Raw genomic sequence first — 17,653 nt, forward strand, 5'->3', positions numbered from 1 at the left:
GCCCCGTCCCGCCGCAGCTGCGCGCGGCCACGATGACGCCGTCCGGCGGTGCCGGGCCGGCCCATCCGGGCCGCAGGGCGTCCCGTCGCGGGGCGCCTGTCCGCCGTCGCCGTGCCGGCGAGCCGCCGCAGGGGTGCGCGGCCACGACGGGGCGTTGCGGCGGTGCCGGGCCGACCGAGGCCGGGAGTCCGGCCGCACAGACCATGACGTATGCCGCCTGCAAGGAGCTTCAGCCGTGACCGAGTACGACGCCGATCGCGAAGTTGTCGAGGGCGTTGGGCAGCCGGAGTTCGAGGCCGGGGCCGACGACGCGGAGTGGGGGGTGCCCGCCCCCGAGAAGGCGGACAAGGAGCCGGGGGCCGCGCCCGTCACCCCCGCGGACGCGGCCGACGCCGCGCGGCTGGTGTCCTTCGGGCTGCAGCCGAAGCTGATGCCCGCGCGGGACGCCGAATACGGGGAGCTGCTGCGGCGCTACCGCGACGAGCCCGCCTTCGCGCGGCTCGCCGACGCCGTGGCCACCGGGCTCGGACTGATCGTCCTGGAGGTGTCCACGCGCGCCGGAATGGCCGTGACCGCCGCCGAGGACTCCGTCTTCGCGGTGCGGATGGGCGACTACGCCCGGCGCGCCTCCTCCGACTCCGCCGACCGGTTCCTGCACGGACTGGCCCACCTCGCGGTCGCCGCGATGGCCTTCCCCCGCCCCGAGGACCTCGCCGACGACGGATACATCGGCCGGATCACCGTCAACGGCGTCGACGCCTTCGTACGCCAGGCCTGCCGCCGCCTGGAGGAACGCGCCGAAGAAGACGGCGAGAACACCGACCCCACCAGCGACGCGCCGGGCCTGGAGGCCGCCTGGCGGGTCTACGCGCGGCGCAGCTCCACCGGCGCCACCAAGGACGCGCGCCGCCTGGCCGGTTCGACCACCGGCATCATCGCCAAGGCCGTCACCTTCCTCGTCGACTCCGGCTTCCTCCAGCGCACCGGCGACGACGCCGGAGGCGCCTTCCGCACCACGGCCCGCTACCAGCTCCAGGTCCGCGACATGGCCGGCAGCGCCGCCATGGCCGAACTGCTGGAACTGGGCGTGGTCCCCGTCGGCGACGGCAGCGCCACCCTGCTGCCCGCCCAGGACACCGACGACCTGGAACTGGTCGCCGACGCCGGCCTGCCCTTCCACGGCTCCTGAGCCCCGTCAGCCCCGCCTGAAGCTCCCCCCACCGTCCGTCACGACAACGAGAGTCCGCCGCCATGTACGAGCTGTCCCGGGTCCGCCTCTACTCCATCGGGCCTGCCGGTGCGCGCTACGCCGACACCGTGCTGGACCTGCGGGGAGTCGGTGCGCCGGTGCCCCAACCGGCCCCGGCGCAGGCGGAGTTCTTCGAGGAGGAGCCCGTCGGGCCGCCGCGCCGACCGGCCCCCGCCGGCGTGCTGTTCCTGGAGAACGGCGGCGGCAAGTCCGTACTCCTCAAACTGATCTTCTCCGTGATGCTGCCGGGCCACCGCAACACCCTCGGCGGCGCCAGCTCCGGCGTGCTGCGCAAGTTCCTGCTCGCCGACGACTGCGGACACGTCGCCCTGGAGTGGCAGCACACCCTCACCGGCGAGTCCGTCGTGGTCGGCAAGGTCAGCGAGTGGCGCGGACGGCAGGTCTCCAACGACCCGCGCAAGTTCGCCGAGGCCTGGTACTCCTTCCGGCCCGGCCCCGGCATGAGCCTGGACTCGCTGCCGGTCGCCGAGGCCACCGCCGTACGCCACGGCAAGACGGCCGAGGGCGCCTCCGGAGCGCAGGGCCGGCGCCGCACGATGAAGGGCTTCCGCGACGTCCTGACCGAGGCGGGCAAGAACTACCCCAACCTCGACGTCATCTGGGAGGAGATCCACGAGCGCTGGACCGAGCACCTCGGCGACCTGGGCCTGGACCCCGAACTCTTCCGCTATCAGCGCGAGATGAACGCCGACGAGGGCGAGGCCGCCGGCCTGTTCGCGGTCAAGAAGGACTCCGACTTCACCGACCTGCTGCTGCGCGCGGTCACCGACACCCGCGACACCGACGGCCTGGCCGACCTGGTGCACGGCTTCGCGCACAAGCTCGGCCGCCGCGCCGAACTGACCGCCGAGCGCGACTTCACCGCCGGTTCGCTGGACCTGCTCTCGCGCATCGCCGAGGCCGCCGGGCACCGCGAGCGCGCCCGGGACGTGCACGCCGGGGCCGAGCGGCGCACCCGCTCCCTCGCCCAGCGCCTGCACGCCCGCGCCACCGAGGAGCGCGGCCGCACCGCCGAACTGGCCGAACAGGTCGCCGCCGCCGCACACGCCGTCACCGACGCCGAGCGCACCCGCGAACGCCGCTCCCTGATCGCCGCCGAAATCGCCTACCGGCACGCCTCGCTGGCGCTGGCCGCCGCCGAGAAGGGCGCCGCCGCCCAGCGCCGCGAACTCAACGACGCCCGCACCCTGCACTCCGCCTGGCAGGCCGCCGAGACCGTGCTGCGCCACCGCGCCGCCGCCGACCGCGCCGCCCGGGTCGCCGCCGCCATCCGCGAGGCCGAGCGGGACGCCGCCCCGGCGCTGGCCGCCCGTGCCAAGGCCGCCTCCGAGCTCGTACGCGCCCTGCACTCCGCGGCCGCCGACAGCGAGCGGATCGCCAACGAGGGCGAGGAACGCACGGCCGTCCTCCAGGAGGCCGGCGAGTCGGCGCACCGCGACGCCACCTCCGCCGCCACCCGCGCCCAGCGCGCCCGCAGCGAGGCCGAACACCTCAAGCAGCGCCTGGCCGAGGTCGAGCAGGAGACCGCCGAGGCGGTACGCGCCGGCTGGATCGAGGAGACCACCCCCGACGCCGACCCGGCACGCGCGGCACTGGCCGCAGCGGACGCCGAGAAGGAAGCCGTCCAGGCCTGGGACGCCGCGCGCGAGGCCGCCCGGCAGAGCGCCGGCCGCGCCAAGGAGAGCGCCGCCCGCCTCGCGGCCGCCGAACTGGCCGCGGCCCGCGCCGAGGACGCGGCCCAGGCCGCCGAGCGCGCCTACGAAGCCGAGCGCGCCGCCGCCGAGTCCATCGGCGCCGAACAGCGCCTGGCCGAACTGCTGGGCCTCCCGCAGCGCACGGCCGGCCAGCTGCCCGGCCCGCGCGGCGGTACGCCCACCGGCCCGGCCCAGGACGGGCCCCGCCCCGCCACCGAAGGCCCGCTCACCGCCGAGGAGCTGGACCGCAACGCCGAGGAACTGCGCGAACTGCTCGAGGAGAGCGTCGGCTCGGCCGAGCGCCAGCTCTTCGACCTGCGCACGGCAGCCGCCGACGACTCACGCATCCTGGGCGCCCTGGGCGACGGCGGACTGCTGCCCCCCGGCCCCGATGTCCTGGCGGCCGTCGAGTACTTGGGCGAGCACGGCGTCCCCGCGCTGCCCGGCTGGCGCTATCTGGCGCAGTCCGTCGCACCCGCCGATCACGCCCGCGTGCTCAGCGCCCGCCCCGAACTGGTCGACGGCGTCATCATCACCGACCCCGACACCCACGCCCGGGCCCGCGAGGTCCTCGCGCAGGCCGCGCTGCTGCCCCGCTCGGCCGTCGCCGTCGGCACCGCAGCCGCCCTGCTCGCCCCCACTCCCGCGCCCGACGCGCAGGACAGCGGCGTCTTCCTCGTACCGCCCAACCCGGCCATGCACGACGAGTCGGCCGCCGACGAGGAGCGCCAGGCCCTGCGGGCGCGCGCCATAGAGCGCGACGAGGAGATCCGGGCACTGGCCGCCCGGCTCGCCGGGGACCGCGCCCTGTCCGCCCGCCTGAACTCCTGGCGCACCGGCTGCCCGCCCGGCCGCCTGGCCGAACTGGCCACCGCCGCCCAGGAGATGGGCGCCGCCGCCGAGGCCGCCGCCCAGGAGCTCGCCGCGGCCCGCACCGCCCGCGCCGAGGTCGAGGAGAGCGACACCGAGGCCGCCCGCATCCGCGACGAGCGCCAGGACCGCGCCCAGCGCGCCCGCCGCGCCGCCGACGCCCTGGCGGGCCTGGCCTACCGGCTGCGCGAGCGCGCCGCCTGGCAGAGCCGACTGCGCGAACTGGCCGATGAGGGCGCCGAGTTCGAGGCCCGAGCCGAGGAGTGCGTGGACCGCGCCAGGGCCGCCGACGAGGACCGGCGCGCCGCCCAGCGCGCCGCCGACGACGCCCGCCGCACCGCCCGCGCGCTGCGCGCCGAGCGCGCCGAGATCGCCGGCGTCCCCGACGACGTCAACGAGACGGACGACGCCCCCGACGGCAGCTCGCTGCCCACCCTGCGCGAGGCCTACCGCGCCGCCTCCCAGCTGTACGAGAAGGTCGGCGTCGGCGCCGACCTGCGCGCCGAACAGGCCCGCGCCGAGAGCGACGAGAGCGCCGCCCTGGCCGAGCTGGACCGCCTCACCAACAAGGTCCGCACCCGCGCCGAACAGCTGCTGCAGAGCGCGGACGCCGCCGACGGGCCCTCCCGCCAGGCCGCCGCCGCCCGCGCCGAGTCCCTGGTCACGATGCTGGAGACGCGCGCCTCGGCCGCCAGCGAGCAGCTGGGACGCCTGCGCGGCGAGGCCGAGCGCCTCGCCCCCACCGACGGCGAGGCGCACACCGAACTGCCCGAGGAGCTGGTCCCCGCCGACGCGGAGCGCGCCAAGGAACTGCTGCGCACCGCGAGCGCCGAACTCGCCACCGCCACCGACGTACTGGAGACCGCCCGCGCCACGCACACCGAGATGCTGCGCGGCCACCGCGCCGCCGAGGACGCGGCGGGCGGCTTCGACGAGACCGCCGCCATGCTCCGCGACCTGCTGCGGGACACTGCCGACGACAAGGGCGCCGAGGGCGAGGAGGTCGAGCCCTACCAGGGCCGCCTGGAGGAGGCACGGCAGGCCGCCGCCGAGTCCCGCCGCTCGCTGCGCGGCTGCGCCACCGACCTGTCGGCCGCCGAGTCCGCCGTCCGCGAGGCCTGCGACATTCTCGTACGGCACGCCAACTCCACCCGCTACGAAATGGTCAAGACCCCCGCCCGGCAGCAGATCCGGGAGCTGCCGGTGTCCGCGCTGCCCGACCACGCCGCCAAGTGGGCGGAGGCCTTCGCGCCCCGGCTGCGCGTGCTGACCGACGAGCTGGCACAGCTGGAGCGCAACCGCGACAGCATCGTGGACCGGCTGCGCGGACTGGTGGAGTCCTCGCTGACCACCCTGCGCTCCGCCCAGCGGCTCTCCCGCCTCCCCGAGGGGCTGGGGGAGTGGTCGGGTCAGGAGTTCCTGCGCATCCGCTTCGAGGACCCCGACCAGGCCACGCTCACCGAGCGCCTGGGTGAGGTCATCGACGAGGCGACCCGCTCGGCGGTCAAGAAGAACAGCGATCTGCGCCGCGACGGGATGTCCCTGCTGCTGCGCGGGGTCAGCGCCGCCCTCCAGCCGCGCGGGGTGGCCGTGGAGATCCTCAAGCCGGACGCGGTACTGCGCGCCGAGCGGGTCCCCGTCGGACAGATGGGCGACGTCTTCTCCGGCGGCCAGCTGCTGACCGCCGCCATCGCCCTGTACTGCACGATGGCCGCGCTGCGCAGCAACGACCGGGGCCGCGACAAGCAGCGGCACGCCGGCACCTTGTTCCTGGACAACCCCATCGGCCGCGCCAACGCCACGTACCTGCTGGAGCTCCAGCGCGCCGTCGCCGACGCGCTGGGCGTCCAGCTGCTCTACACCACCGGCCTGTTCGACACCACGGCCCTCGCCGAGTTCCCGCTGGTCATCCGGCTGCGCAACGACGCCGACCTGCGGGCCGGGCTGAAGTACATCAGCGTGGAGGAGCACCTGCGGCCCGGGCTGCCGCAGCAGGACCCCGACGGCGAGACGGTGCACGGCGAGATCACGGCGACCCGGATGTTCCGCCGCCCCGAGGACGCCGTCGCACAGACACCTGCTGCCGAGGAGGCCGCCTCCGAGGAAGCCGAGGGCGCCGCGTCCGAACAGGCCGTACCCGAGTGGGCCGTACCCGAGCAGACCGCCCCGGAGGAGTCCGCCCCTGAGGGCACGGTCCCGCAGGAATCCGCCTCCGAGGACGCGCCTCCCGCTACGCAGCCGGCTCCGGTCCCCGGTCAGTCCGCGGCCCCGCAGCAGGAGGCGCCAGCAGAGAGCTGACCCACCGGTGGAAGTCGCCGATGTGGTGCTCGCTGGGCACGAGCACCCCGCCGGCCCGGTAGGCCCGCGAGTCCATCGCGGGCTGGGTGCGCTCGCAGGCCGCGAAGTCCTGCACGTTGACCCGGTGGAACAGCTCCGCCGACGCCGACACGTCCGCCCCGGAGGCCACCACCTCCGGGGCGTAGAGCCAGTCGCACTCCACGACGGTGCGGTCCGCCGCCATCGGGAACATCCGGTGGACGATGACGTGGTCGGGGACGAGATTGAGGAAGACCTGCGGCCGGACCGTCACCGCGAAATAGCGGCGGTCCTGGTCCGTGGCCAGCCCCGCCAGCCGCCCGAAGCCGCCCTGCCCGTCGACGGTGAAGCCCTCCGCCTCCTCGGCGAAGGCCGCGCCGTGCCCGACGAAGTACTGCGCCGCCAGGCCGTCCGCGAACTCCGGCAGCACCTCGGTCAGTTCGGGGTGGATCGTGGCGCAGTGGTAGCACTCCATGAAGTTCTCCACGACCAGCTTCCAGTTGGCGCGCACGTCGTAGGACACCCGCCGCCCCAGCTCCAGGCCCGGCATGCCGTACCGCTCCACCGCCGCCGCGTCCCCCAGCCGCTCGGTCACCGCCCCGATGACGCCCTCCTCGAAGGACGGCGCCTCCTCGGCCAGGCACACCCACACATAGCCCAGCCACTCCCGCAGGTGCACGGGGACCAGACCGCGCTCGACGCGGTCCACATCCGGCATCCGCCGCAGGTTGGGCGCCGCCACCAGGCGCCCGTCCAGGTCGTAGGTCCAGGCGTGGTACGGGCACTGCAGGGTGCGCCGCACCTCGCCCGCTTCCTCGGTGCACAGCCGCGCGCCCCGGTGCCGGCACACGTTCAGGAACGCCCGCAGCCCGCCCTGCCGGTTGCGGGTGACCACCACGCTCTCGCGGCCGACCCGCACCGTACGGAAGGCGCCGGGCCGCGCGAGATCGGCCGAGCGCACCGCGCAGAACCACAGCGACTCGAAGATGCTGAGCTGCTCCTGGAGGAAGACCTCGGGGTCGGTGTACATCCGCCCCGGCAGGGTGGCGATCAGGCTGGAGGAGGCGGGGGCGAGGGTCATGTCGGCGCTCCTGTGGACGTCAGGCGGGCGCGGCGGTCAGCCGGCTGGGGTCGAAGAGCTCGATGGGGTGCCCGGTGGCCCCGGTCAGCGCCAGGTCGGCGAGGATCTCCCCGACCACGGGCGTGAACTTGAAGCCGTGGCCGGAGAAGCCGCATGCGACCGTGACGGCATCGGGGTGCGCGGGGTGCCGGGCGATGACGAAGTGCTCGTCGGGGGTGTTGCTGTACATGCAGGTGGTGGCGCGCAGGAACGTTCCGGGCAGGCCGGGCAGCAGCCGGGCGGTCTGCGCGGCCATGGCACGCACCTCGTGCGGGTGCACGGTCCGGTCGATGGTCTCGGGCGTGCAGACGGTGCCGTGGTGGCGGAAGAACGCCACCTTGGCCCCCTTGCCGGGACCGTCGATGGCGGGAAAGCCGTAGCTCTGCACGCCCTGTGCGTCCTCGTGGATGTAGATGGGCAGCCGCTCGGGCTCGTACGCGCCGATGCCGCCGCAGGGCTCGAACCAGTACGTCACCTGCCGCTCGACGGTGATCGGCACGCCCAGGTCCGCCAGCAGCTGCGGCGCCCAGGCGCCCGGGCAGATCACCAACTGCCCGGCGGTATAGGTGTTCTCGGGGGTGTGGACGCGGACGCCCGCGCCGCCCGGCAGCGCCTCCCAGCGGACCACCGGCTCCTGGAAGCGCAGTTCGGCGCCGGAGCGGGTGGCGAGCTGGAGGTGGGCGGCGACGGTGTGCTCGGGGCGCAGCAGCCCGGCGCGGGCCTCGTACAGCGCGACCTCGTCGGGCGCCGGGGTCATGGCCGGGTAGCGGCGGCGGATCTCGGCCGCGTCCAGCATCTCGTGCGGCAGGTCCCAGGCCCGGGCCGAGCGCAGCGACCCCGCGACGGTCAGTGCGTCGGGCCGCCCGATCATCAGCCCGCCGCACAGCGTCGCCAGCCGGCGCCCGGTGTCCCGCTCCAGCTGCTCGAACAGCTCGTAGGTGCGCAGCAGCAGCGGCACGTACTGCGGGCCCTCGAAGTAGGACTGGCGGGTGATGCGCGATCCGCCGTGGCTGGAGCCGTGCGCATGGGCCGGACCGAACTTCTCCAGGCCCAGTACGCGGGCGCCGCGGGCGGCGAGGTGATGGGCGGCGGCGCTGCCCATGCCGCCCAGGCCGAGCACGATCACGTCGTAAGTGGGGGTCAAGCGGTCCTCCCGATCGGGTCGGTGGCGGATGCTGCGATCCCTTGGCGCCGGACGGTACGGCCGCTCAGCGCCGGATGCGTTCCATCCCCGGGTCGAAGAGCGGCTCGGCGGCGACCGTCGCCGGGACCTTCTGCCCGAAGTACTCGATGTGTACGGCACTTCCGGGGGCGGCGGCGGTGGCCGGCAGCCAGGCGTAGGCGAGCGCGCGACCGATGGTGCAGCCGTAGGCGGCGCTGGTGACGTACCCGACGGGCACCCCGTCGGCGTACACCGGCTCCTGGCCCATGACGACGGCCGCGGGGTCGTCCGGCGTCAGGCACACCAGACGGCGCGCGACGGTGTCCTGCGACACGCCCTGCAGCGCGGCGCGGCCGACGAAGTCGCCCTTGTCCGGGCGCACGGCCCAGCCCAGCCCGGCCTCGTACGGGTTGTGCTCGGCGGTCATGTCCCGGCCCCAGGCGCGGTACCCCTTCTCCAGGCGCAGGCTGTCGAAGGCCCCGCGGCCCGCGGCGATCACCCCGTGCTCCTGCCCGGCCTCCCACAGCGTGTCCCACAGCCGCAGCCCCATGTCGGCCGAGGTGTACAGCTCCCAGCCCAGCTCGCCCACGTACGACAGGCGCAGCGCGGTGACCGGCACCTCGCCGACGAAGGCCCGCCGGGCCTTGAAGTAGCCGAAGGCGCGGTGCGAGAAGTCGGTGCGGGTCAGCGGCTGGACCAGGTCGCGGGCCAGCGGCCCCCACACGCCCACGCAGCAGGTGCCCGGGGTGAGGTCGCGGACCGTCACTCCCGAAGGCGCGTGCCGGGCGAGATGGTCCAGATCCATGCCGCTGTTGACGCCGACCTGGAAGGTGTCCTCGCCGAGGCGGGCCACCGTCAGGTCGCTGCGGATGCCGCCCGCCTCGTCCAGCAGCAGGGTGTACGTCACCGAACCGGGCTTCTTCGCCAGCTGGTTGGTGGTCATGTACTGGAGGAAGTCCACCGCGCCCGGGCCGCTCACCTCCAGGCGCCGCAGCGGCGTCATGTCGTACAGCGCCACCCGCTCGCGGGTGAGACGGGCCTCGGCCGCGCAGACGGGCGACCAGTGGCGGGCGGACCACTCGTCCCGCTCGGGCAGCGGCATCCCCTGCGCCAGCGGGGCGTTGGCCTCGTACCACTGCGGGCGCTCCCAGCCGGAGCCCTCCAGGAAGACCGCGCCCAGCTCGCGCTGGCGCCCGTACCAGGGGCTGACCCGCAGCGGCCGCGGGCGCCGCGGCGGCTGGAGGGGGTGGACGATGTCGTACACCTCGACGAACTGCTGCTGTCCGCGCTCGCGCACATAGGAGGGCGCCAGCTGGACGTCCTCGAAGCGGGCGATCGCGCACTCGTGGACGTCGGTGGCGGGCCGCCCCTGGGCGATCCACTCGGCCACGGCGCGCGCGGCGCCCGCGGAGTGGGTGACCCACACCGCCTCCGCCAGCCACAGCCCGCGCAGCGCGGGGTGCTCGCCCAGCAGCGGCTGCCCGTCGGGGGTGAAGGAGAAGACGCCGTTGAAGCCGTCCTGGACCCGGGCGCGCGCCAGATCGGGCAGCAGCCAGGCGCTGTCGCGGAAGCTGGGTGCGAAGTCCTCGGGGGTGAAGGGCAGACAGGAGGGCATCACGGGCGCGTCGTCGGGGGCGGGCAGGGCGAAGGGGTCGACGGGCAGCGGGCGGTGGGCATAGGAGCCGATGCCGAGCGCGGTGCCCGTGCCGTCCGTTCGCGGGTGTGCGCGGAAGTACAGGTCGCGGTCCTGGAAGCGCAGGATGGGGCCGTTCGCGTCCAGGCCGGGCAGGGGCGAGGTGGTGACGTACTGGTGGGCCAGCGGCAGCAGCGGCACCGGCACCTGTGCCATCGCCCCGATCACCGGGCCCCACAGGCCCGCGGCGCACACCACGGCGTCGGCGGGGAAGGTGCCGCGGTCGGTGACGACGCCGGTGACGCGCTCGCCGTCGCGCCGGATGCCGGTGACGGTGTGCCGGTCCAGGAACCGCGCGCCGCGCCGGGTGGCCCGCAGGGTCTGGGCGCGCGCGGCGGGCAGCGCGCGGGCCAGCCCGTCGCCGGGGGTGTGGAAGCCGCCCAGCACCTTGGAGGCGTCCAGCAGCGGCCACAGCTGGGCGCACCGCCGGGCATCGATCAGTTCGCCCGGCACGCCCCAGGAGGCGGCCAGTCCGGCCCTGCGGTGCAGATCCGCCCAGCGCTGCGGTGTGGTGGCGATCTCCAGCCCGCCGACCGCGTCGAAGCACGGCCGCCCGTCCTCCTGAAGGCCCGAGAACTTCTCGACGGTGTACGCGGCGAACTCCGTCATCGTCTTGGAGGGGTTGGTGCGGAAGACCAGCCCGGGGGCGTGCGAGGTGGACCCGCCGGGGGCGTGCAGCGGGCCCTGCTCCAGGACGGTGACCTCCCGCAGGCCGCGCGCGGTCAGCTCGTCGGCCAGCGCGCACCCCACGATCCCGGCACCGATGATCACCACCCGGGCGTTCACAGGACCACCACTGAACGCAGCACCTCGCCGTTGAGCATCGCCTCGAAGGCCGACTCCACGTCCTGAAGACCGATGGTCCGGGTCACGAACGCCTCCAGATCCAGCTTTCCGCTCAGGTGCAGATCGATCAGTACGGGGAAGTCGCGGCTGGGCAGACAGTCGCCGTAGCGCGAGACCTTCAGCGCGCCGCCGCGCGCGAACACCTCGGCCAGCGGCAGCTCGATGCTCATCTCCGGCTCGGGAAAGCCCACTTGGACCAGCGTCCCGGCCAGGTCGCGCATGAAGAAGGCCTGCCGGTAGGTGTCGGGGTGGCCCACCGCGTCGATGACCACGTCCGCGCCGAACCCGCCGGTGAGGTCGCGTACGGCCTGCACGGGGTCGGTGCCCCGGGAGTCGACGGTGTCGGTGGCGCCGAAGCGCTCGGCGGCGTCCAGCTTGCGGCTGTCGAGGTCCACGGCGATCACCCGGCGCGCACCGGCCCGCGAGGCCCCGGCGATCGCGGCGTTGCCCACCGCGCCGCAGCCGATGACGGCCACCGTGTCGCCGCTGCCGACTTGGCCGGTGTGCACGGCGGCGCCGTACCCGGACATCACCCCGCAGCCGATCAGCCCCGCGGCCTCGGGGCGGGCCGCCGGGTCGACCTTGACCGCCTGCCCGGCCGCGACCAGGGCCTTGTCGGCGAACGCGCCGATGCCCAGGGCGGGGGAGAGCGGGGTGCCGTCGGTCAGGGTGATGCGCCGGCGGGCCCGCTGGGAGTCGAAGCAGTACCAGGGGCGGCCCCGCAGGCAGGAGCGGCATCTGCCGCACGGCGCCCGCCAGGCGAGCACCACGAAGTCGCCGGGGCAGGGCTGCTGTACGCCGGGGCCGACCGCCTCCACGACTCCGGCCGCCTCGTGGCCCAGCACATAGGGGAACTTCTCGCCGACCGCGCCCTGGCGGTAGTGCAGATCGGTGTGGCACACCCCGCAGGCCTGGACGGTCACCAGCACCTCGCCGGGGCCCGGTGCGGGCACCAGGACCGGCAGGACCTCCAGGGGCGCGCCCTTCTTCAGGGCGACGACGGCGCGGGAGCGGTGGACGGTGCGGTACCCGTGCGCGCTGCCGCTCGCGGGTGCGTGGAGGGGGCCGGGGCGGTGGCCGGGGCGGGCGTGGTGCGGCATGTCCCACTCCTTAGCGGCGCCTGCGGGGACGGCAGGGCAAGGACGGGTGAGTCGGCACGGGTGCGGTGCGGGGGATGGCGGGGACGTACGACGCCGCGAAAGACGGGTGAACGCCCGCCGGAGCCCCCGGTGTTGCTGATGGCGCTTCGTAATGCGCCATGAGGAACATGCTGGGAGTCCGTCAGGCGTCCGTCAAGAGGTGATTCGCTGCTGTCGTGCCGACTTGCGCGGGTGTCAGCCCGCGAATCCCATCTGGCGCGAGAGGGCGGCCGCGGCCTCGGCGGACCGCTCGGCGAGGCCCGGGAGCAGCGACCGCTCCATGCGATAGGCGGGACCGGAGACCCCGATCGCGCCGATGACAGCACCATCGTGGGCGCGCACCGGCGCCGCCACCGCATTCAGGCCGAGTTCCAACTCCTCGGTGGAGCAGGCGAAACCGCGCTCCCTGGCGGTCACCAGCTGCTCGCGCAGACCGCCCGCGGAGGTGATGGTGTGCTCGGTGAAGCGCGGCAGCTTGCGCTCCACCAGGCCCTCGCGGCGCTCCCGCGGCAGATGCGCCAGCAGCACCTTCCCGCTGGCGGTGGCGTGCAACGGGGTGCGCCGGCCCAGCCAGTTGTAGGCGGTGACCGCGGCCGCGCCGCGCGCCTGCATGATGTTGACCGCCGCATCCCCGTCCAGAACCGCGATGTTGGCGGTCTCCCCGGTGTCCTCCGCCAGCGCCCGGCACACCGGCTGGCCCTCCTGGGAGATGTCCAGCCGGATGGCCGCCGCGCCCGCCAGGCGCAGCACCCCCGCGCCGAGGTAGTACTTGCCGCGCTCCTTCTCCTGCTCCACCAGACCGCGGCTCTCCAGCACCCCCAGGATGCGGAAGGCGGTCGACTTGTGGACCCCCAACTCCTCGGCGATATCGGTCACTTTGGCCTCGCCCAGCCGGGCCAGGATCTCCAGGACGCTGACCGCGCGGTCCACGGACTGTACGGTTCCCGACGCGCCCCGCCTGTCCTCGGACCGGTCAACGGCCGTCGCATCGGTCGTCTTTGCCATGGGTCTTTGCGTCACCACCCGGTGGTCCCCGTGAGGGCGCGTGGGCCGCCGCGTGCGACCCCGCACGCACGGCCCTTGACGGCCCGCGCCCCGATCTGGATTCTGTTGCGCATCGTGCTCAACGATGCGTTATTCAAAACGCCATGATACCGATCAGCGCGAGGGGGGCCAGATGATAGCCGTCTGCCGTACCGAGGAACTGCCCGAGGGCGAGTCCGTACGCATCGAGATCGACGACAGCACCCCGCCCATCGCCGTCTTCCACACGGACGGCGCCTATTACGCCATCGACGACACCTGCACCCACCAGGACGCCTCCCTCTCCGAGGGCTGGGTGGAGGACTGCCAGGTCGAATGCCCGCTGCACACCGCCCGGTTCGACCTGCGCACCGGCATGCCCCGCTGCCTGCCCGCGAGCAAACCCGTACGCACCCATGACGTCACCGTCGTCGACGGGGTCGTGCACGTCAGGCCGGCCGTACGCGAGGACGCCGTGGCCTAGCCGGCGCCGGGGGAGCGGCGCGCGGGTGTCATGCCGCCGCGCGGTCGGTGTGCGCGGGGCCGTCGCGCATCCCCTGTTCCCCCTGGCGCGCCTGGCGCCGCTCCCGGCGCAACTGCCGGGCCGTACTGCTGGGCTGCGACCGGACGCCGTTGCGCTGGGTCCACACCTGGCGCGTCACCCACACGTCCAGGACGCCCCAGGTGGCGACGACCGTACTGGCGACCGTACTGAGGACCATCGGGAACGCCAGCCACGAGCCCGCCATCGTGCACAGGAACGCCACCACGGCCTGGGTCAGCGTGACCGCAATGATGATCACGGACCGGACCGCGGCGGTACGGACCGGGTCGGGCATCCGGCGGCGGGCCGCCGGCTCCTCCTGCCACAAGGGGCGCCTGCCGGTGTCCATGAAAGCGTCACTCTCCCCGTACTCGCGCCACCCGTACGACCCCATGGAGACTGCCCCGTTTTCGCCTGATACATTCCGCCGCCCTCGCCGCCCGGACCTTCGTGCGCCACGACGGCACGGCGCGGCACCGGCGCCCCGGGATGCCCCTGGGGCGCCCACTCCACCTCACATGGTCACGAACGGCCGCGCCGACCGGTTCCCGGACGGCGCATCTTTTCGGCCAACTGCCGCCGGGCGCACTCGCACACGCCGGGGTGTCGCAGACCACATCCGGGGCGCCTTGTCCGGTAATCGGCGGACAACTGCTGACGATCCGTCCCTGACCTGCGACTCCAACGTCCGGACGGGCCTTCGAGTTGGCCGCCGTCAGTAGTAGGCTCGCGCCGTTTGTTGACGGAACACCACCCCCGTGCGCCGGGGTTGACGTAGGGGAGGCCATGCGCTTTCGCGGGAAGTCGATCCGCCGGAAGATCGTGGCGCTGCTGCTCGTGCCGCTGGTGTCCCTCACCGCCATGTGGGCGTTCGCCACCTACATCACCGGGCGCGAGGCCAACCAGCTGCTCGGCGTGGGAAACATCGTGCAGCACCTCGGCTACCCCGCCGAGGACGCCGTACAGGCCATCCAGAAGGAGCGCCGGCAGAGCCTGCTCTACCTCGCCGACCGGCGCGGCGCCAACGCGCTCGCCGAACTGCGCCGCCAGACCCACATCACCGACGAAGCCGTCGGCCGGCTGCGCCAGCGCGCCGCCACCTCCGCCCGCGAGGAACTCAGCGGCCCCGCCGGCGCCCGCATGGACACCATTCTCAAGGGCTTCGGCACGCTCGGCACCCTGCGCGGACAGGTCCAGGACAACACCATCGGCCGCGACGAGGCCTTCGAGGCCTACAACAACCTGGTCGACCCCTGCTACGACTTCCTCGCCTCCCTGCACGCCCTCAAGGACGTGGAGATGGACAAGCAGGGCCGCGCCCTGGTCGGCGTCACCCGCGCCCGCGAGGCGTTCTCCCGCGAGGACGCCCTGGTCACCGCGGCCCTGACCTCCGGCACCATGAGCAAGCGCGACCTGCGCGCCGTCTCCGACCGCGTCGCCGAGCGCCGGGTCCTGTACGCCACCAACCTCGCCGTCCTGCCCAGCAGGGAACGCGCCGTCTTCGACGACTACTGGCGCACCGCAGGACCGCGCGAACTGGTCTCCTTCGAGGACCAGATGATCTCCGCGGGCGCCGGGGCCGCCCCCCGCGCGGTCAACGCCGAACGCTGGAGCAGCGCCGCCGAGAAGACCCTCGGCGACCTCCAGCGCATGGGCAAGGAGGCCGGTGACCGCTACCAGGAGCGCGTCGAGCCACTGGCCATGAACGTCCTGCTCAAGGCCGCCGTCGCGGGCGTACTGGGCTTCCTCGCCCTGCTGGTCTCCGTCGTCATCTCCTTCCGCCTGGGCCGGCGCCACATCAAGGACCTGACCCGGCTGCGCAAGTCCGCGCACGACGTCGCCGGCGTCCGCCTGCCCAGCGTCATGCGGCGCCTGGCGGCCGGCGAACAGATCGACGTACAGACCGAGGCGCCCCGCCTGGAGTTCGGCAACGACGAGATGGCCCAGGTCGGCCAGGCCCTCAACACCCTCCAGCGCGCCGCCGTCGAGGCCGCCGTCAAACAGTCCGACATGCGCCGCGGGGTCTCCGAGGTCTTCGTCAACCTCGCCCGCCGCAGCCAGGTCCTGCTGCACCGCCAGCTCACCCTCCTGGACGCCATGGAACGGCGCACCGAGGACACCGACGAACTCGCCGACCTTTTCAAACTCGACCACCTCACCACCCGCATGCGGCGGCACGCCGAGGGCCTGGTGATCCTCTCCGGCGCCGCCCCCTCCCGGCAGTGGCGCAAACCCATCCAGCTGATGGACGTCGTACGGGCCGCCGTCGCCGAGGTCGAGGACTACGCCCGCATCGAGGTACGCCGCCTGCCCCGGCTGGCCGTCGACGGCCCCGCCGTCTCCGACCTCACCCACCTGATAGCCGAACTCCTGGAGAACGCCACCGTCTTCTCGCCCCCGCACACCGCCGTCCAGGTCCTGGGCGAGCGGGTGGCCAACGGCTTCACCCTGGAGATCCACGACCGCGGCCTGGGCATGGCCCCCGACGCCCTCCTGGACGCCAATCTGCGCCTGGCCGAGACCCCCGAGTTCGAGCTGTCCGACACCGACCGGCTCGGCCTGTTCGTCGTCAGCCGCCTCGCCCAGCGCCAGGGCGTACGGGTCTCGCTCCAGCCCTCCCCGTACGGCGGCACCACCGCGGTCGTCCTGATACCCGGCGCCGTCCTGACCGAGGCCGCCGACACCGGCCGCACCGGGGCACCGGAGGCCGTACGGGACGCCGGCGGCACCCGCGAACTGGACGCGCCGGGCGGCAAACTGGCGGCGCTCGCCCAGGTCCCCGTGCCCCTGCCCGAGCGCGAGAGCCGCACCCACCGCGTCCTGGACGGGCCCATCGAACTGGAACCACCCCTGGGAATGGACGAGTTGACGGCCGCGGACGACGAGGAGAGCCTGTTCGGCGGCCGGGGACGGACGCGCCCCGCCCCGCCCGGCCCCCCTGCCGCGCCCCGTACACCGCCCGCTCCCGCCCCCGAACAGCACCACCAGACCCGCGACCAGGCGCCCGCGGGCGAGCCCGTACCGCTGCCGCGCCGCCGGCGCACACCGGTCCTGGTCTCCGACCACGGCAGGCCGGTGGACACCGGCGCCCGCCGGAGGACCGACGCCATGGCGAGCAGCGCGGACGAAGGGGACGGGCCCGAGCCCGCCGCCCCTGACAGCGGCGGCACCCCCGCACCCGCGAAGACGGTCGGCGGACTGCCCCGCCGCGTACGGCAGGCCAGCATCGCTCCCCAGCTCAAGGCCGAACCCGCCCGCGACGCGGAGCCGGGGCCGCAGGCCGAGGACGCACCGGACGACCGCGACGCGGACGCCGTACGCGCCCGCATGGCCTCTCTCCAGCGGGGGTGGCAGCGGGGGCGCCACGAGAACGGCGAGGACGCACCCCGGGGCACGGATCTGCGGCACTCCGATGAAGCCGCGTCCAGGAACACATCCGCCTACACAGACCCGCGCACAGTCGGTGACGCCGACGGCAACGGGACCACAGCACCAGGAACCACACCGGGAGGGGACGGTCGATGACCGCACCGAAGTCAGCAGCGGCAGGCGGCGAGGCGGCCTCGTCGAGGGGATCGGGCGAAGTGAACTGGCTCCTCGACGAACTGGTCGAGCGGGTCGGCAGCATCCGCAAGGCGCTGGTGCTCTCCAGCGACGGCCTGGCCACCGGCGCCTCCCAGGGACTGACCCGCGAGGACGGCGAGCACCTGGCGGCGGTCGCCTCCGGCTTCCACAGCCTGGCCAAGGGCGTGGGCCGCCACTTCGACGCGGGCCGGGTCCGCCAGACCCTGGTCGAACTGGACGACGCGTTCCTCTTCGTCAGCGCGGCGGGCGACGGCAGCTGCCTGGCCGTGCTCGCCGACGCCGACTCCGACGTCGGGCTGATCGCCTACGAGATGACGCTGCTCGTCAAGCGCGTGGGCGCGCACCTGGCCACCGCACCGCGGTCCGGGCTGCCCACCGGAGGATGACGACG

The 17,653-nt window shown here is 74.3% G+C and carries 11 protein-coding genes; 5 read left to right on the top strand and 6 right to left on the bottom strand.

The window, feature by feature from the left end; genetic code table 11:
- Positions 1 to 322 precede the first annotated feature (322 nt).
- The gene (locus tag AC4IJH_RS35490) at positions 323 to 1,189 is read left to right on the top strand and encodes a hypothetical protein (protein WP_490856119.1); all 867 of its coding nucleotides are present in this window, start codon (positions 323 to 325) and stop codon (positions 1,187 to 1,189) included.
- A gap of 62 nt (positions 1,190 to 1,251) precedes the next feature.
- Positions 1,252 to 6,132, top strand: coding sequence for a coiled-coil domain-containing protein (locus tag AC4IJH_RS35495; RefSeq protein ID WP_490856092.1), 4,881 nt, complete (start codon positions 1,252 to 1,254; stop codon positions 6,130 to 6,132).
- Here AC4IJH_RS35495 and AC4IJH_RS35500 read toward each other — a convergent pair.
- The 5 genes from AC4IJH_RS35500 to AC4IJH_RS35520 form a co-directional block, all read right to left on the bottom strand.
- Entirely contained in the window at positions 6,065 to 7,231 is a 1,167-nt protein-coding gene (locus AC4IJH_RS35500) for an aromatic ring-hydroxylating oxygenase subunit alpha (protein ID WP_490856093.1), read from the bottom strand. The genes AC4IJH_RS35495 and AC4IJH_RS35500 overlap by 68 nt on opposite strands.
- A gap of 19 nt (positions 7,232 to 7,250) precedes the next feature.
- Positions 7,251 to 8,414, bottom strand: a complete 1,164-nt coding sequence (gene solA, locus AC4IJH_RS35505; RefSeq protein ID WP_490856094.1) for an N-methyl-L-tryptophan oxidase — start codon at positions 8,412 to 8,414, stop codon at positions 7,251 to 7,253.
- A gap of 64 nt (positions 8,415 to 8,478) precedes the next feature.
- A complete protein-coding gene (locus AC4IJH_RS35510; protein ID WP_490856095.1) occupies positions 8,479 to 10,911 on the bottom strand; it encodes a GcvT family protein in 2,433 nt (810 codons plus the stop codon).
- The gene (locus AC4IJH_RS35515; protein ID WP_490856096.1) at positions 10,908 to 12,071 is read right to left on the bottom strand and encodes an S-(hydroxymethyl)mycothiol dehydrogenase; all 1,164 of its coding nucleotides are present in this window, start codon (positions 12,069 to 12,071) and stop codon (positions 10,908 to 10,910) included. The genes AC4IJH_RS35510 and AC4IJH_RS35515 overlap by 4 nt, the downstream gene beginning before the upstream one ends.
- Positions 12,072 to 12,305: 234 nt before the next feature.
- The gene (locus tag AC4IJH_RS35520) at positions 12,306 to 13,115 is read right to left on the bottom strand and encodes an IclR family transcriptional regulator (protein WP_490856097.1); all 810 of its coding nucleotides are present in this window, start codon (positions 13,113 to 13,115) and stop codon (positions 12,306 to 12,308) included.
- A gap of 172 nt (positions 13,116 to 13,287) precedes the next feature.
- Here AC4IJH_RS35520 and AC4IJH_RS35525 point away from each other — a divergent pair, with 172 nt between their 5' ends.
- Positions 13,288 to 13,617 (top strand): bifunctional 3-phenylpropionate/cinnamic acid dioxygenase ferredoxin subunit, encoded by a 330-nt coding sequence (locus AC4IJH_RS35525; RefSeq protein WP_490856098.1) that lies wholly within the window; start codon positions 13,288 to 13,290, stop codon positions 13,615 to 13,617.
- A 28-nt stretch (positions 13,618 to 13,645) separates the two neighbouring features.
- Here the strand turns inward: AC4IJH_RS35525 and AC4IJH_RS35530 are convergent, their stop codons facing one another.
- Complete coding sequence (locus AC4IJH_RS35530) at positions 13,646 to 14,185, bottom strand: hypothetical protein (RefSeq protein WP_490856099.1); 540 nt, start codon at positions 14,183 to 14,185, stop codon at positions 13,646 to 13,648.
- Between the two features lie 278 nt (positions 14,186 to 14,463).
- Here AC4IJH_RS35530 and AC4IJH_RS35535 point away from each other — a divergent pair, with 278 nt between their 5' ends.
- A complete protein-coding gene (locus tag AC4IJH_RS35535) occupies positions 14,464 to 17,202 on the top strand; it encodes a sensor histidine kinase (RefSeq protein WP_490856100.1) in 2,739 nt (912 codons plus the stop codon).
- Entirely contained in the window at positions 17,199 to 17,648 is a 450-nt protein-coding gene (locus tag AC4IJH_RS35540; protein ID WP_490856101.1) for a roadblock/LC7 domain-containing protein, read from the top strand. Before AC4IJH_RS35535 ends, AC4IJH_RS35540 begins: the two co-directional genes overlap by 4 nt.
- Positions 17,649 to 17,653 lie beyond the last annotated feature (5 nt).

It is taken from the genome of Streptomyces sp. UF-297 (assembly GCF_058245575.1).